Origin of the sequence: Sutcliffiella cohnii (genome assembly GCF_002250055.1) — a bacterium.
Lineage (GTDB): Bacteria > Bacillota > Bacilli > Bacillales > Bacillaceae_I > Sutcliffiella > Sutcliffiella cohnii.
Map to the genome: position 1 here is coordinate 1,670,587 of NZ_CP018866.1, position 20,482 is coordinate 1,691,068.

24 protein-coding genes are annotated in these 20,482 nt (G+C 36.7%); 17 read left to right on the top strand and 7 right to left on the bottom strand.

Features of this window, described 5'->3' with window-relative positions:
• The 3 genes from BC6307_RS08125 to BC6307_RS08135 all read left to right on the top strand — a co-directional run bounded on the left by BC6307_RS08125 (position 1) and on the right by BC6307_RS08135 (position 4,304).
• Positions 1-1,206, top strand: coding sequence for an anti-sigma factor (locus BC6307_RS08125; RefSeq protein ID WP_066411427.1), 1,206 nt, complete (start codon positions 1-3; stop codon positions 1,204-1,206).
• 221 nt (positions 1,207-1,427) lie between these two features.
• Complete coding sequence (locus tag BC6307_RS08130) at positions 1,428-2,606, top strand: amidohydrolase (protein ID WP_066411424.1); 1,179 nt, start codon at positions 1,428-1,430, stop codon at positions 2,604-2,606.
• Between the two features lie 171 nt (positions 2,607-2,777).
• Entirely contained in the window at positions 2,778-4,304 is a 1,527-nt protein-coding gene (locus tag BC6307_RS08135; RefSeq protein ID WP_066411419.1) for an AbgT family transporter, read from the top strand.
• Between the two features lie 103 nt (positions 4,305-4,407).
• On the opposite strand, the gene BC6307_RS08140 is transcribed toward BC6307_RS08135, so the two are convergent.
• Positions 4,408-5,226 carry a MerR family transcriptional regulator gene (locus BC6307_RS08140; protein WP_066411417.1) on the bottom strand — a complete coding sequence of 273 codons (819 nt, stop codon included), beginning with the start codon at positions 5,224-5,226 and terminating at the stop codon, positions 4,408-4,410.
• Positions 5,227-5,330: 104 nt separating this feature from the next.
• On the opposite strand from BC6307_RS08140, the gene norA reads away from it, so the two are divergent.
• The gene (gene norA / locus BC6307_RS08145; protein ID WP_066411415.1) at positions 5,331-6,524 is read left to right on the top strand and encodes a multidrug efflux MFS transporter NorA; all 1,194 of its coding nucleotides are present in this window, start codon (positions 5,331-5,333) and stop codon (positions 6,522-6,524) included.
• Positions 6,525-6,653: 129 nt separating this feature from the next.
• Here norA and BC6307_RS08150 read toward each other — a convergent pair whose 3' ends face one another.
• Positions 6,654-7,538, bottom strand: coding sequence for a S16 family serine protease (locus BC6307_RS08150; protein WP_066411414.1), 885 nt, complete (start codon positions 7,536-7,538; stop codon positions 6,654-6,656).
• 241 nt (positions 7,539-7,779) lie between these two features.
• Between BC6307_RS08150 and BC6307_RS08155 the strand changes: the two genes are divergently transcribed.
• Together BC6307_RS08155 and BC6307_RS08160 are read left to right on the top strand one after the other, a co-directional pair.
• Positions 7,780-8,529: a hypothetical protein gene (locus BC6307_RS08155; RefSeq protein ID WP_235858041.1), complete on the top strand. Its 750-nt coding sequence runs from the start codon at positions 7,780-7,782 to the stop codon at positions 8,527-8,529.
• 118 nt (positions 8,530-8,647) lie between these two features.
• On the top strand, positions 8,648-9,082 hold the full coding sequence (locus tag BC6307_RS08160) for a hypothetical protein (protein WP_066411413.1): 435 nt from the start codon (positions 8,648-8,650) through the stop codon (positions 9,080-9,082).
• 107 nt (positions 9,083-9,189) lie between these two features.
• Here BC6307_RS08160 and BC6307_RS08165 read toward each other — a convergent pair whose 3' ends face one another.
• Together BC6307_RS08165 and BC6307_RS08170 are read right to left on the bottom strand one after the other, a co-directional pair.
• Complete coding sequence (locus BC6307_RS08165; protein ID WP_066411411.1) at positions 9,190-9,924, bottom strand: class I SAM-dependent methyltransferase; 735 nt, start codon at positions 9,922-9,924, stop codon at positions 9,190-9,192.
• Positions 9,925-9,968: 44 nt separating this feature from the next.
• A complete protein-coding gene (locus BC6307_RS08170) occupies positions 9,969-10,577 on the bottom strand; it encodes a hypothetical protein (protein WP_066411410.1) in 609 nt (202 codons plus the stop codon).
• 172 nt (positions 10,578-10,749) lie between these two features.
• Here BC6307_RS08170 and BC6307_RS08175 point away from each other — a divergent pair, with 172 nt between their 5' ends.
• Positions 10,750-11,148 carry a group-specific protein gene (locus BC6307_RS08175; protein ID WP_084380125.1) on the top strand — a complete coding sequence of 133 codons (399 nt, stop codon included), beginning with the start codon at positions 10,750-10,752 and terminating at the stop codon, positions 11,146-11,148.
• 54 nt (positions 11,149-11,202) lie between these two features.
• Positions 11,203-11,706, top strand: a complete 504-nt coding sequence (locus tag BC6307_RS08180) for a VanZ family protein (RefSeq protein WP_066411407.1) — start codon at positions 11,203-11,205, stop codon at positions 11,704-11,706.
• Between the two features lie 12 nt (positions 11,707-11,718).
• Here BC6307_RS08180 and BC6307_RS25530 read toward each other — a convergent pair whose 3' ends face one another.
• Positions 11,719-11,844: a hypothetical protein gene (locus tag BC6307_RS25530; protein WP_268874250.1), complete on the bottom strand. Its 126-nt coding sequence runs from the start codon at positions 11,842-11,844 to the stop codon at positions 11,719-11,721.
• 108 nt (positions 11,845-11,952) lie between these two features.
• Here BC6307_RS25530 and BC6307_RS08185 point away from each other — a divergent pair, with 108 nt between their 5' ends.
• The 8 genes from BC6307_RS08185 (at position 11,953) to BC6307_RS08215 (ending at position 17,712) form a co-directional block, all read left to right on the top strand.
• Positions 11,953-12,132 (top strand): hypothetical protein, encoded by a 180-nt coding sequence (locus BC6307_RS08185; RefSeq protein ID WP_066411404.1) that lies wholly within the window; start codon positions 11,953-11,955, stop codon positions 12,130-12,132.
• Between the two features lie 130 nt (positions 12,133-12,262).
• Positions 12,263-12,550 carry a hypothetical protein gene (locus tag BC6307_RS08190; RefSeq protein ID WP_328227390.1) on the top strand — a complete coding sequence of 96 codons (288 nt, stop codon included), beginning with the start codon at positions 12,263-12,265 and terminating at the stop codon, positions 12,548-12,550.
• A 128-nt stretch (positions 12,551-12,678) separates the two neighbouring features.
• Positions 12,679-13,194 (top strand): hypothetical protein, encoded by a 516-nt coding sequence (locus tag BC6307_RS08195; protein ID WP_066411400.1) that lies wholly within the window; start codon positions 12,679-12,681, stop codon positions 13,192-13,194.
• Between the two features lie 116 nt (positions 13,195-13,310).
• On the top strand, positions 13,311-13,868 hold the full coding sequence (locus BC6307_RS08200) for a TetR/AcrR family transcriptional regulator (protein ID WP_066411395.1): 558 nt from the start codon (positions 13,311-13,313) through the stop codon (positions 13,866-13,868).
• 32 nt (positions 13,869-13,900) lie between these two features.
• The gene (locus BC6307_RS08205) at positions 13,901-15,295 is read left to right on the top strand and encodes a serine hydrolase domain-containing protein (protein ID WP_066411393.1); all 1,395 of its coding nucleotides are present in this window, start codon (positions 13,901-13,903) and stop codon (positions 15,293-15,295) included.
• 96 nt (positions 15,296-15,391) lie between these two features.
• Entirely contained in the window at positions 15,392-15,514 is a 123-nt protein-coding gene (locus BC6307_RS25535) for a hypothetical protein (RefSeq protein WP_268874249.1), read from the top strand.
• 36 nt (positions 15,515-15,550) lie between these two features.
• Positions 15,551-15,925 (top strand): hypothetical protein, encoded by a 375-nt coding sequence (locus BC6307_RS08210; protein WP_066411391.1) that lies wholly within the window; start codon positions 15,551-15,553, stop codon positions 15,923-15,925.
• 140 nt (positions 15,926-16,065) lie between these two features.
• The gene (locus tag BC6307_RS08215; RefSeq protein ID WP_066411390.1) at positions 16,066-17,712 is read left to right on the top strand and encodes a catalase; all 1,647 of its coding nucleotides are present in this window, start codon (positions 16,066-16,068) and stop codon (positions 17,710-17,712) included.
• Positions 17,713-17,765: 53 nt separating this feature from the next.
• Here the strand turns inward: BC6307_RS08215 and BC6307_RS08220 are convergent, their stop codons facing one another.
• Complete coding sequence (locus tag BC6307_RS08220) at positions 17,766-18,494, bottom strand: serine/threonine protein kinase (RefSeq protein ID WP_066411387.1); 729 nt, start codon at positions 18,492-18,494, stop codon at positions 17,766-17,768.
• Positions 18,495-18,995: 501 nt separating this feature from the next.
• Here BC6307_RS08220 and BC6307_RS08225 point away from each other — a divergent pair.
• Positions 18,996-19,550, top strand: coding sequence for a nitroreductase family protein (locus tag BC6307_RS08225; protein ID WP_066411384.1), 555 nt, complete (start codon positions 18,996-18,998; stop codon positions 19,548-19,550).
• A gap of 70 nt (positions 19,551-19,620) precedes the next feature.
• On the opposite strand, the gene BC6307_RS08230 is transcribed toward BC6307_RS08225, so the two are convergent.
• A complete protein-coding gene (locus BC6307_RS08230) occupies positions 19,621-20,469 on the bottom strand; it encodes an FtsZ/tubulin family protein (protein WP_066411375.1) in 849 nt (282 codons plus the stop codon).
• Between the last annotated feature and the right edge of the window lie 13 nt (positions 20,470-20,482).

The following is a 20,482-nucleotide window of genomic DNA, read 5'->3' on the forward strand; positions in this document are numbered from 1 at the left end:
TTGAATTGTAACGACGTGAAGTTTAAATGGAAGTCGTATATAAACGGAGAACTTCCAAGTGATGAAGAACGAGCAATCGACGAACATTTGGAAAGTTGCCCCGAGTGTGAGCAATTGCTTAATGAAACGATGGAAGAGCAGGAAGAGAAAAGTCGTGAACAAATAGTAAAACAGGAAGACCCTTTAAACGAAATTCCTATTAAAAAGCAAGCTCAAATGTTACGTAAGGCAAAATGGAAAAACCGCTTGATGACTGCGCTGACTGTTCTTCTAATATTTATCGTCGTGAGTTTTATGACCGGTTTGTTTACTGCATCTTATTATGGTTTTGGATCCGACAAACAAGGTCGAGGGGAAAGAGCTGTTCAAGTAGTGAAAACAGCGACACAAATGTCGATGCCTAACGTGTTTTTAGGTAGTGGAGGTATGGACACAAATTTTTATTTCACTTTAGATATGGATTTTTCGATACAAAAACAGATAGGGAAGGATAATAAATCGATTGGAAAGCTCGATGGAAAAATGTTATTTAATTCCCTCAATGTAAAAAGAGAATGGGCAGATGGTCAATATGATGTTAAATTACATTTCCTACACCCAAACTTAGTAGCAAACGAACAAGAAACGGAGCTTGATTTTTACGAAGAGGTGTTGAACGAGACGTGGAATAGTTTAGACCTACTTCCAGAGGGTACTGTTTCTGAGCTTGCGATTACTTTTGACGGACTTTATGAAATCGATGAGGTTTATCAATTATTAGAAGGTTTTGATTTAGACATTGTTTGGTACGCAATCGATACAGGAGTCGAACAGGAAAGGGAAGAATATCGATCACCATATTTTAGTGCTAGTAATGGTATTTGGGGATTTCATGAACGAGCTGTTTTCGATTTCCCGCAACATGGTAATTCAATTATGGAACGTGGAGATGGTCAAAAGCGCGCAGAAATATTTAAAACGAGTTTACATTTCCTTGTTGAAAACAGCAAGTTAGCCAAAAAGTATATTTGGACAGAGCAAAGTTTCGAAGAAGTGTATAAATATGTGGAAGAGAACGGAGTAAAAACGTATGGAGTTGTCGTAACTGGACCATCGAAAGAGCTCCTGCGACTTCAACAAAATGAAAGTATTATTTATGCAACGATGGGGGAAGTAGATTTTTGGAATTGGTACAATACTCCATCAAGCGGAACGATATACAATTAAGACAGAGGGCCAGGTTTCTCACCATCCATTTTTTGGAGTGGTGTGAATTCTAGCCCTTTTTGCGCTTGTTTTTGTTATATTGAAAAAATAAATATTGAAAAGAGTGAAAATTTTATGTAAAGTAAGGTTATTAAAAAAATGTCGTATATTCACGAATGTGTACACGTTTATGAATAATTATGCAACTGTTAAATAACGAATCTTTATATAGGGGGATAATGATGAATTCAAATAAAGTATTTCAAGACATTGATAAAGTCTATCAAGATGTAATCGAATGGCGCAGATACCTGCATAAAAACCCTGAGCTGTCGTTTCAAGAACATCATACAGCGCAATATGTGTATGACATTTTGGAGAGTTTTGGAGGGTTCGACCTGTCAAGACCGACGAAAACAAGTGTGTTGGCGCGTATAAAGGGAGCTAGCCCTGGTAAAGTTATCGCTTTACGAGCGGATATGGACGCTTTACCGATACAGGAAGAGACCAATTTGCCATTTGCATCTGCTCATGAAGGCATTATGCATGCTTGTGGACATGACGGTCACACAGCAATGCTTTTAGGGGCAGCAAAAATAATAAAAGAACATAAGGATGAATTAAGTGGTGAGATCGTCTTTATTTTTCAACATGCGGAAGAACTTCCACCTGGTGGAGCAAAAGAAATGGTGGAAGCGGGCGTTTTAGAAGGGGTAGACCAAGTATTAGGGATACACTTAATGTCGACTATTCCGTACGGAACGATTGGCATCAAACATGGCTCCGTTACATCTGCCAGCGATACATTTAACATCGTTGTTCAAGGAAAAGGGGGACATGCCTCTACACCGGAATTGACGACGGATCCTTTAGCAACAGGTGCGCAAATTGTAACGGGCTTACACCATATCGTGTCCCGTTCAGTAGCTCCGTTAGAGTCTGGAGTTTTATCTGTAACTAGATTTCTAGGTGGAGGTCAAGCATTAAATGTTATTCCTGACAAAGTAGAAATTGGTGGTTCCGTAAGAACACTTAACCCTGAGGTTCGGGAACTAATGCAGTCAAGAATTACGGAAGTGGCGGAAGGAATTGCTAAAGCACATGGAGCTGAAGCTAACGTTACTTATACGTATGGTTATAGTTCTGTTGTTAATGAAAAGGAATTAACGGACAAGGTAGCCAATTTACTTGAGGCGAATTTCACAGATAAAAACATTGAATGGATCGACCCAATGCTCGGAGGAGAAGATTTCTCGGCATTTAGCGACGAGAAACCAGGTTGTTTTATTATGATAGGCTCCGGTAATGAGGAAAAAGGTATTACATTCCCTCACCACCATCCAAAGTTTGATATAGATGAAGAAGCAATGAAAGATGGCTTGAAATTTCATGTGCTTGCTGCATTAACTCTATCAAAATAAGAATCTATTTATAATAATGTGAGGTAATAACTGGTCACTTTCTTTTTGAGTTTTGGGTTTATGATACCCTCAGAGCTCAATCGTAGGAAGTGACAAGTTTTCACCTTAATCCTTTATTGTAGTAAATCTATAAAGTGGTACAACATAAAACGGTTTATAGGGAGGGAGTCTATGGCTCAGATTAGTAAGAAAGAGAAAAAATCATTTTTTGATCGCATGCTTGATTCCATCGAGTCTGCCGGAAATAAATTACCAGATCCGATTGTGCTGTTTTTCATTCTTTGCGGTATTGTTTTACTTGCTTCATTTATTACGAGCTATTTTAACGTGTCAGCTGTTCATCCAGGTACAGGGGAAGTAGTAGCTGCCAACAATCTTTTAAATGGTGCCGGATTCGCCGATTTTGTATCGAGTATGGTAACGAACTTCAGCAACTTTCCACCATTAGGTATGGTACTAGTTATGATGATTGGTGTTGGACTTGCGGAACAAAGTGGCTTTTTTACAAGTCTATTGAAACGTACGGTCATCGCGACCCCTAAAAGAATAATTATTCCAAGCATTATTTTAATTGCAATTGTAGCTAACGCTGCTGGTGATGCTGGTCCAATCGTATTGCCTCCATTGGCTGCAACAGTATTGATGGCATTTGGTTATCATCCATTAGTTGGTTTAGTCGTTGCTTACGCATCTACGTTAGGAGCATTTTGTGCGAACTTAATTATCGGTATGTCTGATACACTTGCCGCTGGTTTCACACAAATTGGTGCTCAGACGGTAGATCCTGAATATATAGCAAATCCTGCAATGAACTATTATTTCCTTGTAGTATCCGCTCTATTTTTAATGCTAGTTTCACTGTGGGTAACACATAAATTTACTATTCCACGGTTTGGAACGTATACAGGGGAACTTCCACAAATGGAGAAGGTCACCGATACGGAAAGACGTGGATTAAAATGGGCAGGTATTGCAACGATTGTGTTTGCTATCGTTATCGTAGCAATGCTCATTCCAGAAAATGGCGTCTTGCGGAATGCTGAAACAGGTTCCATATTAGCGAATTCTCCATTTATGAATGGAATTGTTCCACTATTAACAATGCTATTTTTCATTCCAGGTCTTTTCTATGGAATTGGTGCTAAAACGATTAATAACTCGAAAGACTTTGGCGACATGCTCGGTAAATCAATGAGTACAATGGGACCATACATTGTTTTAGTATTTGCAGCTGCTCAAATGCTAGCTTTCTTTTCAGCTAGTAATCTAGGTCCGATCATTGCTATTAAAGGGGCGGAATTTCTTAATGATATAGGTTTTACAGGTGTTCCGTTAATTGTTGCCTTTGTCATTTTTGTTGCGTTCGTCAATTTATTAATAGGCAGTGCCTCTGCGAAGTGGGCAATATTAGCACCGGTATTCGTACCGATGTTCATGTTTTTAGATTACCATCCAGCCTTTACACAAGTGCTTTATCGCATAGGGGATTCTATTACGAACCCAATTACGCCGATGTTGCCGTATCTCGTATTACTTTTATCTTTTGCGAAAAAGTATGATAAAAATATCGGCTTAGGTACATTAATTTCAGCATTATTTCCATACACCATCTTCTTCGGTATCTTTTGGATCATCCTCATTGTCGTCTGGTACCTATTCGGTATCCCAGTCGGCCCAGAAGGCCCAATCTATATGTAACGTGGACAGAGGGACAGGTCCCTCGTCCACACATTTTTTGGAAATAGGTCAAGCGAAAAGGACAGCTTCCTTATCTCTTTTTAGGAGAGTGGGGAATCTGTCCTTATTCGACTTGAATCATGATTTTCGTAACGTATTGTTCTTTATCGTTTACGACGACTGTATCGTAAATATATTCTTCAAATATGAATTCTCCTAAGCTTAATCGTAATCTCTCTATCTCTGCTATAAGCCGCTCGTATGTATGACCAATTGTTTTCTCATCTCCAATATGATAACCGACTAGAAATTGACCTTCCACTGCATGAAAATAGGAGAAGCCTTCTTTTGCATTTGGTTGTTCGATATATAAATAGCTATAGTTCGTAAATTCGCCTTTTATAATATGATCTCGTGTCGTAATAACACCAATTGGAAAGCCTGTATCAAGTTTGGAGACATACAGTTCATCAATAAAATCTGAAACTACTTCCACAAATTCCTCATCAGATGTATTTTCAATATTTCTACTCAAATATAACGTTGCTTCTGGAAAGTATTCCAACGTTATTTTACTAAAATCCGTTTGTAATGCCTCTTCCATTAGTTTTATTTTTGTTTGGATTAAATTTTCCTTCGCCTCCAGCTCTTGACGCATTTTTTCTATTTCCTTCTTCTTCTGATGCATTAATGTTAGAAAACTGTCAGGTGATTTATGTTGTGTATATTGTTTAATATCATGAAGTGACATGCCAACATCTTTTAATAGGTCAATAACCATAAATAGCTCAAATTGACGTAAAGAATAAAATCGATACCCTTTTTCGTTTCTTACTTCAGGGGACAATAATCCAATTTGATCGTAATAAATCAGCGTCTGTTTGTTCACTTTACAAAGCTTTGCAAATTCTCCTGTTGTTAAATGTTTTCCTTTATTACTCATTTTTTTAAGCACCACCCTTGACTATATAGTTACTATATACTTTACGATATATGAAGTAAATAAAGAATCACATCACGTTCACTCAGGTGAGGAGTTTGAGAAAGATGAAAAGTTATAAAGTTACATTAGGATTATTATTATTGAATTTATTTATAGCCTTTTTAGGGATTGGTCTCGTTATTCCTGTTTTACCAACGCTTATGAGAGAATTGGGTGTTACTGGGACTACTGTAGGTTATTTAACAGCTGCGTTTGCGTTAGCGCAATTAATTGTATCTCCGTTTGCTGGTAGGGCGGCAGATAAATTTGGTCGAAAAATAATGATAGTACTCGGCCTTTTTATTTTCGGAATTTCTGAGTTTTTATTCGGGATTGGGAAAGGTATCGAAATTTTATTCGTTTCTCGTATTTTAGGTGGAGTTAGTGCGGCCTTTATTATGCCGGCTGTTACAGCGTATATAGCAGATATAACCACTTTGGAAACTCGTCCTAAAGCACTCGGTTATATGTCGGCAGCGATTAGTACTGGGTTTATTATTGGACCAGGGATTGGCGGATTTTTAGCTGAATTTGGAACGCGGGTACCGTTCTTTTTCGCAGGGGCATTTGGTACGATTGCGGCCATTCTTTCGATAATTTTATTATCTGAACCTGTCCGCAAAAAGATTGATGCGCCACAAGCTTTAGAAACTAAAGGTGGGTTTAAACGTATTTTAGCGCCACAATACTTTATCGCATTTATTTTAATTTTCATCGCTTCCTTTGGATTGGCAGCTTTTGAATCGTTTTTTAGTCTATTTGTCGATCATAAGTTTCAATTTACACCAGGGGATATCGCAATTATTATTACTGGCGGAGCTATTTTTGGAGCAGCTGCACAAATACTACTCTTTGACCGGTTAACAAAAATTTGGGGTGAAATAAAACTCATTCGCTACAGTTTAATCCTGTCAGCAGTCCTCGTGTATTTAATGACTGTTGTACATTCTTATTTTGCTATTTTACTCGTTACATTCATTGTCTTCGTTGGCTTTGATTTATTTCGCCCAGCAGTTACGTCCTATTTATCTAATATTGCAGGGGACGACCAAGGCTTTGTTGGTGGTATGAACTCTACGTTTACTAGTTTAGCAAATATTACGGGCCCGATAATCGGTGGTATGCTTTTTGATATAGATGTTAACTATCCTTATTATTTTGCAGCAGTAATATTGGCTATTGGAATTGGTATTACGATAATTTGGAAGAAGCCAGGTTTGGATGCTCCTAAAGAGGCGAAGGCTAGTATAGTTAATTAAAGATGGACTATGAGGGTGGATGAGGGAGTGAATGTATTCCTTGTTCATCCTTTTTTTGTTGGATGCGAAACCCTCCGTCTCAAAGCTAATCATTTCTTTGTCCATCGAGTTTTATGTGTAAATGATCCACTACTTATTTACGTTTTCAATCACTTTTATCGCCTCGTTAATGGTTTTTACTCCGCTTATATGGATAGTGAGTCCAAGTGCTTCTTTCGCTTCGTTTGCTTCTGCAAGATTTGCATGTGGAACGATTATATGAGCATATCCATGTTCGTTTGCCACTTGGATTTTTTCCTTAATTGCTCCAACCCATTGTACTTTACCAGTTTTCGTGATAGCTCCTGTTACACCTATAGGGAAATTATTTTGTACGTCTCCTTGATGAATCATACCAGACAAGACTAAAGCGAGACCTGCACTATCTCCAGAAGAGTCTTCGCGGCTTAAAAACTCTGCTACTGATGGATTATTTGTATTTATGTAAGTCGAAACGTACTCGGCCATTTTGTCAAAGTCACGTCGATTCAAACCTAGCAATCTAAATATTTCTTTGTTTTTTGATGTATAACGTTTGAAATTAGTAGTTTCCATAATCTCGTAAAAAAATTTCACTCCGTTATAAGTAAACATTTTTCGAACCTCTTGTTCGTTTTTGACATTAGTGATTTGAGCAAGATTTATAGATAAAATAAATATGCCTGTTTCCTCAATTACTTCTTCAGGTTCAGAATAACTCGTTACTAAATATTGGACGTCATCTATAAGAATAGTAGGTAACTCATAAGCTAGTAATAAAAGAGACAAAAGTGTAGGGATTACAAATGCACGCTTAGGAATATTTGTTTTCTTTATAAGAAATGTAAAAATAAACAAAAGTATACTCATGAAAAACAGTGAAGTGACAAACTGAACACCTGAGCTGTAACCGAAAAGATAATAATATAGTTCTGTTAAATAGACGAAAGTCATCGTTAAAAAAGGGATGGTTACCATTTTTTCATTCTTGTTCATTGTTCAACCTCTTTATCATTTGGTTTATTTTGTAAAAACAAACACTGCTATTAAATTATATAGTTTGGCGAGAGGCAATAAAAGGAATATTTCTATTTATCTAAAAAATATTTTAAAAATTAGTTAACTACTTGTTATGAAAATGGAGGTAGGGAACTGAAAAACAATTTCTGTCGAAGAAGGATTACATGCTTTTAGGTTGAATGTAAATATGGATAATGAAAGTAAGGAGAAAGAAAAGATGAGTAATTTAGAAAAGTTAGTTTTAAACAAGTATGCCGAATATTCTTCAATTTTGACCTATGTCGCAGGTCAAGTAACACAAGATGGAGCATTACTTTTAATAGAAACCGCTGAAAGTGAGTTAGATTTTTTTGAACGTCCAGTGAAAAAGCGCGATTGGACAATCCGAATCATTAAAGAGGACGGAATCGACACGATTGTTTTAAAGAAAGTTCCACTCATCCCAACACATGTAGACATATTTTCTGATGGATCGCTGTTAATTGTACAGGGGCGATGCTTAAAAGAAGATAATTATATTGAAAGAAATGCAAGAAGGTATAATCCAAACGGACAATTAATCGACGCGTTTACTCTCGGTGACGGTATTAACGATGTTCAAATTGACAATAACGATACCATTTGGGTTAGTTATTTTGACGAAGGTATTTTCGGAAACTTCGGTTGGGATGAGCCGATAGGAAGTGATGGTGTTATTGCTTTTTCGATTACAGGGGAGAAGCTGTGGGGAGCAGGAGATTACGGGATAATAGACTGTTATGCGTTGAATGTTGCTAATTCGAAAGAGGTTTATTTTTATTATTATGATGATTTTCACCTTGTTTGTCTTGATGAGATGAAGGAGTCTGCCCGCTACCATGTGAGGGGACCCGACACACTTCAGCAATTTATTTTTAGCCAATCCGATCTAATTGGACTAATTGACATGTATACATTGAAACGATTTCGTCTCCAAGTTCGTTCTTAAAACCGACAGAAAAGATACAGATTGTTGATGAAAAGGGGAAGCGTATTATAGGTCCAATTTTTATGAGAGGAACGTTCTTATTTGCGTATGGTAAGGATGGAATATATGGGAGGAAGTTTTGAATAATAGGATGATAGAAAAGATTCGAAATTTAATTGTGTTTATGGTTATAACTATTTTACTAGTGGGCTGTCAGCCAAACGAAAACATTGTTATACCAGATATATCTGTCAATGATGAAGAGATTTCGTACATTATCCACAAAAATTATAATAATGTTTCTAACCCTGATGCACCTCCACCTTTTCATCATGAAATAGAACCTATAAAAGTAGCACCTAACACAAGAGTTGATGTAGTTTACGTTGATGAAGAACCAAATCATTTAGGGTGGAAGCAATGGCATGGTGAGGTGTTAATTGTGGATGAAGATTTCGTAGGCGACCATTTTTTTGCTCCGAGTAGAGAGGGAATCTACATATACAGTATAGAATCACGGTGGACTTGGAAAGAGGATATTGCAGCAGTGTTTATTTTGCAGGTGGAAAACTAAATTGGTAAAGGCGGATGGACATTGGGGCAGGTTCCTTGTCCATCCATTTTTTGGTGGGACGCGGAACCTGTCCCTCCGTCCACGGTATCTGTCCCGCAGTCCACATTTCATTTCTTCGTACAAGAAAAAGCTAAAACAATTGGTATTCTTTGTCTTCTAAGGAACTCTTCCTCATTGGAGAAATTCTCGCGTTTTGGTGTTCCTTCGCGTAAATCTACTATTGTAAATCCAGAGCTTGTGAGTGCTTTGAAATAATGTTCGATTGTTCGGTGGTATTTTACAACGATTTGTTCCATCCAAGGTTCTTTTCTTTCGCCTTCGAGAAAATAGTCATCCACAATCCAATTTCCCCGTTTATCCCCAGATTGTTTACTAATAAATGAAGAAGTAGTAAGGGGATGTTGCACACTGAAAATGAATGAGCCATTATCTTTTAATGTTTTATGTATGTTTTGGAACAGCGTTTTAATATTAGAAACATAGTGTATGGAAAAACGAGAGGTGACGATGTCAAATGTTTCTGTAGGGTATTTGTAGGTTTCCATAGAATCGTGGTGTATTTCCCCATTATCACTAGGAACATTAAATTTTGCTAATGCAACCATCTGTTCAGAACCTTCTACTCCAGTGTAATATGCAACACCTTGACTAAGTAATTCTTCCCCAAACGCGGCGTCTCCACAACCTAAGTCTAATAGCTTTTTGTTACGAAAATCACCGAGGAGTTCATAAATAATCGGACCTTCAATAGCATTATTGGGACTATCTTTTCTACTCCGCCTTTTCATATAATTAGACAAAAAATCCTCCTGATCATACACGGTTGAACCTTTATATTCCATCATATTAGCCCCTTCCAAAGAGTGAATGTACCGGTTTTCGTAACTTATATTTTCTCAATATCCACGGAAACAACAGTTTTACTATTATGAGCGGGATAACAGCCCATCGCGGGTAGTAAGTAAATTGCTCGCCACGGTTGAGTAGGTCGGTACCCTAGTTCACTTAGATCACTTTTCATAGATTCAAAGACATCTTCGGCATCTTTATAGTGGCCAACATGTAACTTTTGTGCACATAGAGTCGGTGGGCGTTTTACAAAAGAAATAGTAGGTAATTCTACTCGTAAAGTCTTTTCTACTTTATTTAATGCTCGATCATACATATCTTCAGTTGCACGATCTGAAACTAGCATCATTTGATCAACTAACCACTTGTCGTCATTTGTTTTTTCATGCCAAATAATTTCCGGTGGCATCAGTTTAAATTTGTATTCTAATTCATTTTTCGTAATTTGTTTTATTTGATTGACCACTTTCCAAGCTAACCACTTCTCATCTATTGGTTCCGGCCTACCGTCCCAATTCGTGTTAAAGGAAGTAACCATTCGTTGCGATACGTAAGTTAATTCTGGAAGTTCTAATATCACTAATTTTTCTGTTTTAGGTAAATAAATCTCAGGGTGCTTTTTTCGATAATCATGTGTTTTTAACATGTAACTTCCCACACTCCCCAATTGATAGACTAAAAGATTTTTAGAAAAAACCTCCATATTTTTCTAGTTTTTATTATAATGAATAACATAGGTGTGGACAAGGGGTTCCTTGTCCATAGATTTTTTGGTGGGACGCGGGACCTGTCCCTCCGTCCACAAGGGGGTTTAAATCGTGAAGAAGTTTTATGTTGCATCTAGTTTTGGAAATATGGAGATGGTTCGTTATGTTAGTAATGAATTTATTCGTAGGGGTTATGTTCAAACTTATGATTGGACGAAGAATGAAAGAGCTTCAACTACGGAAGATTTAAAAAGAATCGGCGAAGAGGAAAAAAATGCTGTAATGGATGCTGATTTTGTTATCGTTTTATTGCCAGCAGGAAAGGGAAGTCATATAGAATTTGGGATTGCGTTAGGACAAGGAAAAAGAATATATTTGTACTCACAAGACGGCGAAGTGAATAATTTTGAGACAACGAGTACGTTTTATCATGTACCTGAAGTTGAAATCTGTATTGGGACGGTTGAAGAGTTAGTAGAAACTGTAACGAAAGAGTTTAGTGTTCGATAATAAAAAAGGGATGATAGGATAAGAATCAATACTAGGAAACGTAAGGTGAATGGAATGAAATTGAACAAGGAAAGAATTATTAATATATTAGTTTTTCTAAGTTTTATAATTTATGCTTTTAACGTATTAAAAGAAACAACCGGACATTTACATATTCCACCTTTAACGGAGAGTTATTGGAGCTGGGAATATAATATTCAATTAGTACCATTCTTCTTTGTTGGGGATCTTATTAACCAATATAATAGTAGCGGTTTTAATTGGTATTTTTGGAATGCAGTTAAATTGTCATTTTATAATATTCTTCTACTATTACCATTAGGAGTATATCTCTCCATCTATAAGGTTAGTAGTATGAAGCGAGCAACATTCATTATTTTCCTAGTTAGTTTTGCTATAGAATTGATGCAAATGCTGTTAAGTTATTTTGGATACATATTCCCACGCAGTTTTAATGTCGATGATTTAATCTTAAATACTCTCGGAGGGGTCGTCGGGTATTTTACTTTTGAGCAAATCAAAAAGTTCTTTTATAAAATAAGAGGCAGGGAAGGATGACCTGCCTTTTCCTTATTTCCGTTTTTGACTTTTCAACTTGTTCATTTCAAGCTCAGCAGCGTATTCTTCTTGAGTTTTTCCTTGTTTTTGACTTTCAGATTCGATTTTTCTGAACTTATTATCGTTGCGATTAGGCATGTGAACACCTCCTTTGAACAGAAGTATTTTACACAATATCTTAAAAATTATTCGGTTATTCTCACTTAGGAAATTCAATAAAGTCCTTTTATATAGGAGGAGGTTATAATGTTTTTACTTCATTTCGTATTGGCGATTGTAGGAATGGTACTGTTAGTAGTGGTCCTAATCTATTTTATGACTGATATTTTACGAGCTAAGAAAAATGGTTTTTCGATGTTTATTTTAGTCATAATCGTTTTCTTTTTAGTACTGATATTATTGCAGGGTATAAATTTTATAAAGTAACAATGGATTGCTTTCCATTTTATGGTGGGACGCGGAACCTGTCCCTCCGTCCACGGTATGTGTCCCTGTGTCCCATGGTGTTTCGTGTGGTTGTTTGTGGTATAATGGATAAAACCGTAGATTGGAGATTATGATGCTAGCTAAACTAAAAAAAGTGAAGTTTGACAAGTCGGGTAAAAATCCAAATTATAAGGCTCTTTTATTATGTCCAGAAGGTAAACAGCTGTATATTCGTTTCGATTACACATACGCAACTAAAACGTATTGGCCATTAGAAGTAAATTATGCAGGGAAGGCAATGGACGCGAAATTAGCATGGTATTCTAGAAAAGTCGAAAAGACTACGGTACATGGATTTTTAGAAGAAATCGCAGACAAAGTTAATAAAAAGTATGGATTTGAAATGAAAGAACATTAAATTATAAGTTATCACTATATTTTTAGCGTGGACCAAGATAAAGGTTCACGCTTTATTTATTGTTTAAGAATAAATTTACGTTTTAAGAAAATACTCCATATTGTAAACTCAGTTGGAGGAGCATGCAAATGTATAAAATATTCTTTATTTCTATTAGTTTGTTCATTTTGATTCATATACAACCTCAAGAAATTAAGGCTGGGGAGCTTCCAGAGCTGTCAGTGGAGTGTATAAAAAAGATGGAAGAACGAGATGAACAATTTACACGTCTAATTATGCAAGATATTATTTCAAGTTTTCAGCTAGATATTGATGAACATGCGTATATCGAAGTATCCTTTCGAGAATTAGAAGCAGCTAAAATGATATATAACGGTAAAGAAAAAGATGATTACTACGATTCGCTAAAAAAGCAATTTATAGTGAGATCCCGCGGAGAACCAAGATTGTTTATAAGGCCTCAGGAGGCATATTTTTTATATAAGGAACCGAATAATACGGATGTTATGATTCATTTGCAACTCATTGGCACCACATGGGAAGAAGTAGATCAAAAAAAGAAAAAAGGTAATAATATTGAATATAAGCTACTCACATGCGAGAAAGAGTATATAGAAAAGAAGAAAAAATATTATCAAAATTAGAGCGCTGTGAAGTTTTTTTTACAGCGTTTTATATTTATCTTATAAAAAGAATTTGACTTCGTAATGATGTTTATAATAAAATTTGGTTGGTTGACCAACTAAATAGGAGTGTAGATATGACAAAGGAAGATAAACGCCAAAAATTAATTGAAGCAGCATACAAAGTTTTTAGTCAAAAAGGATTTAATAATACATCAGTGAAAGAAGTCGCACAGGAGGCTGGGATCACGCCTGGACTTGTCCATTACTATTTCAAAAGTAAAGAAGAGTTATTGTTTGCGGTTCAGAGAGATATTCAAAGTAAATATCACAAGCACTATGACGGGGAAGATACGTCTACTACGGAACCATTAGAAGTGTTAAAAGAAATCAAAACAAGAGTACAAAATAATCCAGATTGGTACCGTTGGAGATATGAACTTTATTCTTTAGGAATAAAGAGCGAATCGCTACAACGAGAAGTACAGAGCATGATGAAGTTGGGAAGAGATAGCCTTTCTCATCCTTTACAAAGCATAGTAAAAGAGCCAAAAGAAGCTGAGGTGATGGCAAGTATTTTACTAGCCTGTTTTGATGGCCTTGCCCTTCAAAAAATGGTTGACGATGAGTTTGATATCGATGCATCATACGACATGCTAGCCAAGCTTTTTGAATCGTACTTAAAAAAACAATAAAGATGTTTTTATTGCAAAAGGAGAAGAGAACATTGAAAAAAATAATCATGTTGGTAGGCCTTTTGGTATTTTTATTTTCGCCGCTTTCTGTTTTAGCTTCTGTAGACAAAAGTGAGAAATTACGAGCCTTCTTGGATGAAGCAGTTGACCAATATAATATTCCAGGAGCATCTTTAGCGATTATTGAAAATGGGGAAATTATTTTTGAAAATAATTGGGGAGCGTTAAGTGACGGTTCAACCATTACAGGTGATACGCCCTTTTTAATAGGATCGATTAGTAAACCAATTACCGCTCTGGCAACAATGATGTTAGTGGAAGAAGGGAGAATAGATCTTGAAGAACCGATCGAGACGTACCTTCCTTCTTTTACATATAAATCAGAAAGTCCGATATCTGTTCGCCACTTGCTTAATCAAACTAGTGGGATTAGTGCAGCTGATGGGTTTGAAATAACAGATCGTGCGTCAGCCGATTGGACAATCTCGGAAGCTATTAATCAATTAAGTGGAGTAGAATTAGTTTCCGAGCCAGGAGAAGTTTATAAATATAACTCTGCAAACTACACGTTGCTTGGAGGTATTATCGAAGCGGTAACGAACGAAACATTTTCGAAGTATATACAGGACCATATTTTCTCTCCACTTCAGATGGACGATGCAGCTGCAGACTATGAACGTGCCGTACAAAAAGGGCTTGTACCTGGTTATGCATCATGGTGGGGAAATCCAGTGAAAAGTGATAGCTTATATGACCATGCAGGAGCTCCATATGGGTATATGTCTGCGAGTACGAATGATTTAGTAAACTTCCTTCAATTCATGATGGATGGTGGAGACCTTTTATCGGAAGAAAGTTTAGCCCTCTTAACAACACATCCTGGTGAAGTAGGGAAATATGGCCTAGGGTGGCATTTTTCCAAAACAGAGCATTTCCCCTTTCACGGGGGTTCCACACCTCATTTTAGAGGTGAACTGTTCTTCCTCCCAGAGCAAGGGATAGGAGCTGTATTGCTTACGAACAAACACCATATTATGGAAGACGGAAATGTTTATTATATTATGGATGGCATCCGTTCTATTTTAAACGGTGAAGAGCCCAACCTACCAGCACCGAGTTACCTAGTACAATGGGTCTTGTTAGGAATTTTACTAGTAATCTTACTATTTACAATCAGTCATATTATAAAACTATTTCGCACAAAGAATCCGAATAAAAAGTTAGCATACACTGTAGGAAGTATTTCAATTGTTTTAGCTGCAGTCCTCATTCCTTTATTTGGCTTATTCATTGGAACTCCGTGGAGAACTATTAAACTTTTTGCACCTGACATTGCATTTCTCACTCATTGTGTTGTTGGGGTGTTAGGAGTATATGGAGTTGCTGCGGTGATTTTGATAAGTGTAAAGAGTAGAAAGCAAGTTTAATAGGAAAATAAAAGTCGTTAATCTGTAAAAAAAGGATTAACGCTTTTTTTGTGGAAGTTAATATTTGGGAATATAAAGAGGAAGGAGTGGCAAGAGATGATTTATCTCTTTTTTACCATTATAACAGTTACGCTCATTTCAATAGAATTGCAGTTAAGAAAAGCAAACCAACAAAACGCAGAAATAATGGAGTTGTTAAAAGAGAAAAATGAAAGATAGTACCTTGCAAGTTTCTATATGAAAGGAAGAAGAAAAATGAAAAAGGTTGTAGCATTGACGGGAATAGTATTAGTTGTTCTAATCGTAATTGTTTATATAAATAAACTATATTATCCATCTCTTCCGATAGATGGTGTATCGGCTAAAGAAGTTATTAATAAACTACAAAAATCGGACAGTAAATTTGTACAAATTGCAGAAAAGGATAATCTAGTATGGTATATAACACCTACTGAGAACCAGGGCATTTTAGTTGCAGATGAACGAATCATAAAGTTTCTGGAGTCTAGCGGCTGGATTTTTAAAGAAAAAGAAGGTAGTGGTTTGTTTTTTGAACAAGATGGTGAAAGAAAAATCGTAACTACTGAAATGTGGACTGGAAAATATGTGCTCGTTAAAGTTCCAAAATAAACATAAAGTAATATTTCACTAGTGTCAGAGACGCGTTCTTCTTAATCATTCAATGCCCTAACTTAAAGAATATCCTTATTTTGGATAGTAGTGTAAAAATTGGGTAAGATAACAAGGATATTTTTAAGGAGGTTATTATTTTGGCTGAGAATAAAGAGAACAATGTCTCAAACGATGATCAAAATCGTGAAACGTTAACAACACGCCAAGGGCACCCAGTGTTTGATAATCAGAACATACGAACTATTGGAGACCGTGGTCCAGCAACACTCGAGAATTATCATTTTATTGAAAAAATATCCCATTTCGATCGTGAAGAAGTGCCAGAGCGAGTGGTGCACGCGCGGGGAACTGGAGCGTTTGGCTATTTTGAAACGTACGGAAAAGTTGGCGATGAACCAGTTGAAAAGTATACTCGTGCTAAAGTATTTTCAGGAGCGGGAAAGAAAACGCCATTAATGGTTCGCTTTTCAACAGTAGCTGGTGCGAAAGATTCACCTGAAACGGCAAGAGATCCACGTGGTTTTGCTGTGAAAATGTACACGGAGGATGGCAACTGGGATTTAGTCGGGAACAATCTTAAAATCTTCTTTATCCGCGATGCGATGAAGTTCCCTGATATGATTCACGCGTTTAAAGCTGACCCAGTTTCGAACGTGCCAAATCCGCAACGGATGTTTGATTTCGTTTCCAAGACACCTGAAGCTACACATATGATTACGTTCCTTTTCTCACCGTGGGGAATTCCTGCTACATACCGTCACATGCAAGGGTCTGGAGTTAATACTTATAAATGGGTGAATGCGGAGGGCGAGGCTGTTCTTGTAAAATATCATTGGGAGCCGAAGCAAGGTATTCGCAATTTAACGCAAGAAGAGGCAGAGGCGATTCAAGCAAAAAATGTTGGTCATGCAACTCAAGATTTGTTTGAAGCAATTGAGCGCGGTGAGTATCCGGAATGGGAATTGTTTGTACAGATCATGGAGGATGATTACCACCCAGAGCTCGATTTTGACCCACTTGATGATACGAAACTTTGGCCAGAGGATAAGTTTCCGTGGTTACCAGTAGGACGGATGGTATTAGATCGTAATCCGAAAGATTTTCATGCAGAAATCGAACAAGCAGCCTTTGGTACAGGTGTTCTTGTAGATGGAATGGATTTTTCGGATGATAAAATGCTGCAAGGTCGTACTTTTTCCTATTCCGATACGCAGCGATATCGCGTTGGTGCGAACTACTTACAATTACCTGTGAACGCGCCTAAAACAGAGGTACATACGAATCAACAACGTGGGCAAATGGATCAACGTAGTCCAGAAGAATTTGGGGATAATCCACATATTAACTATGAACCGTCGATGCTTGGTGGCCTTAAGGAAGCAGATACAACGGGTCGTGCTCCACACCGACCAACGTATAATGCTGCGGCGATGACGGCACCAATTGATCGTCCTAATAACTATGGGCAAGCAGGTCATACGTACCGTAGTTTAGAGGATTGGGAACGAGACGAGCTTATTAAAAACTTATCAGATGCATTAGCGGTTTGTGACAAAAAAATTCAAGAGGCGATGATTGAGCATTTCACAAAAGCTGATGAGGAGTATGGGCGTCGCGTTCAAGAAGGTATTGCAAAGAAAATGAAAGAATTAGAAGCGATGCATCAAGAAGACCTTGTTCCTGGTCGTGAAGCAGGGCATACGAAATTTGGTCAAGGCACATTAGATGCAAACGAAGCTACTAAGGATGCTGTAAAGAAAAGTCACGAAGCAGATCCATATTAATAAATTCATAAAAAGGCTATCCAGATTGGGTGAGAACATCTGGTAGCCTCTTTTTATTTATCTGTATCATTAAATGTAAGTAATATTTTTTTTACTTCCAACATAATTTCATCTACATTTTTATAGGCAGCATCGGATCTGAATAGCTTTCGAATTAGTCGTTTTGTATCCTCCTGTATTTCTAATTCTTGCTCCCAACACCGCTCCATTTTAGAAGTAGGCTCAAACGTAGAGTATAGTAAAAATAAGAGAAAGTGACCTAGCGATTCGAAATCTTTTGTGAGAGCACTTTCCTTGTTATGAACTGCAAGTCCAAAATCAATGATATATAAACGATTGAGGTTCTTAATAATATTCGGAAGCCGCAAATCTTGATGGTTGATTTGCTTGGAATGAATGTATTTTACGATGTTTAACACTTGTGAAAATATGGTTAAGCTTTCGTGTTCATTATACTTTTGGCCATCGCTTAGCACTAGGTCTTCGAAGTTTTTTCCTTCTATATATTCCATCACAAGATAGGATCTTTTCTTCTCAGTAAAAATATCGATAAATTTAGGAATGGAAGGGTGTTGAAGAGATGCCAGAAATTCTGCTTCTTTAACAAGCATATTCCTACTATTCTTTTTCCATCTAACTCTATTCTGTTTTACTACGACTATATTTCTACTTGTTTGATCGAGAGCTAAATAAGTTAAGCCGTAACTACCTTGACCGATGAATTCTTTTAAAATGTAACGTTCATGTAGTAGTGTACCGTTTTTAAATGTTCTATTTAGCATTACACTCAACTACTACTGTATGATTTGAAGAAAGATTTGCGCTTCTTTTTATAGTATTTATGTCCGTAATGATAGCCTTTCTTATGGTAGCCACTACTTGAATAACGCTTGTAGCCTGATTTACTTTTAAGTACTTTTTTTAATATTTTTTTTAACATGTTTGTTCCTCTTTTCTAATAGAATAAAAAAAACACTCTACCAGATGGTAAAGTGCATAGAATAAGACCTTTACCATGGAGGCAAAGGTCTTGCTAACAACATTGGTTGCCAAATAAGCCGAGGAGCACAACTCCTGTAATGACGACTTCATTTGTAAAAGCTACTCCCCTTTGGAGTGTTTAATTGTATAATTATAGTATCAAGTGGCAAAGGTTTTTTCAAGAAAAATGAATTGGATAAGTTGTAAAAACCATGGAAGAGAACCGTTTATTTAACGATTATTGCGGTATATACATACTATAAACTACATGAAGTGTGCTGAAGAAAAAAGGAGGAGATAGAGTGGACGTATTGAAGGCAATTAGAACACGAAGAAGCTTTGGTCTTGTAAAGGATGAAAAAATAGATAGAGAGATAATAGAACAAATATTAGAAGCTGGAACTTGGGCTCCATGTCATTATCGAACAGAACCGTGGCGTTTTTTTGTTCTAGAAGGAGAAGGAAGAAAGAAACTTGGTGAGGTATTAGAGCAAATAGCAAAAAATAATGGTGAAGAGGATGAAATAAAGCTAGAGAAAACAAGAGCAAAACCATTACGAGCACCACTAATTATTACAGTAGCTGTAGAACCAAGTGATCACCCGGAAGCTCTCCATTTAGAAGAAATCGGTGCTGTATATGCAGCAATCCAAAATATGTTGTTAGCGGCGCATAGCTTAGGATTAGCAAGTATTTGGAGAACAGGGAAACCGACTTATGATCCTTTAATGAAACAATTTTTCGGTTTGTCGGAAGATGGAGAAGTCCTAGGCTTTCTTTATATTGGTTATCCAAAACGTTACATGCCTGATGGAAAGAGAAAGTCATTTGAAGACGTGACGAAGTGGATAAATTAAATATAAGAGGAACAGAAAAGACAGAAACATAAAAACAGGGCCAACTATATTTAGTTAGCCCTTGTTTTGTTTATGATTTTAATAGATTAAACTTTTTTCTTCCCAATTCCGTCATACGGTGCCACTTTCTAAGGAGGTTGTTGTACTTGGGGATTTTTTTATAATTATCAGGAGCTTCAATAGGATCATTCATGCCATTCACTATTAACGTTAATTTGAATCGTCGGTCAGGTTCATCGATATAGTAGGAGCCAATTTTAAAGATGTCAGCTTTGGAAAAAAGGTCATGCAGGCGTAGGTTGAGTTGGCGAAACGTCTCCATATCCACATCTCTTGTATAGCCAATATTTATAATGAGTTGTTTTCCATCGAAAAAATCTTCTGGTAAATATGGTGTCGTGATTAAATATTTCAATGGTTGATCTAACGAATCACCTTCAACCGTATGTATAAATAATGGTCCTTCGTATTGGTTAACAAATGATTTAATATCGTGTAAGTCAATATTCATATCACCTGTTTTGTCAATCAGTTGCAAAAGAGAGTCGATTGTGTAGTCTTCGATAGAATTAAAAATCATTAATGCATCACGAATAGGTGTACTACTGTCGATCATGTTCATTAAAGAATCACTATGAAAATACATAACTGCATCACAAAGTTCTTTCATTCTAAAATATTGGCACGCAGCTGTATGAGTTCGTTTTTTTCCTTCAAACGCAAACGGAAAGCGGAATACACCAATGAGTAATTTGTCTTTCTCTTTTAAAGAATGTAGATGGTTCACTAATTCTTCTGTCTCACTCGCGTTACCGCCAATAAATCGTACAAAGGATAAATGATCGGATTCGAGGATCGTTTCAACAGGCTTGTCCAATGAAAAAGAGTCACGCTGACAAATTCTTTCAATAGTTTGCATAATACCTTCTCCT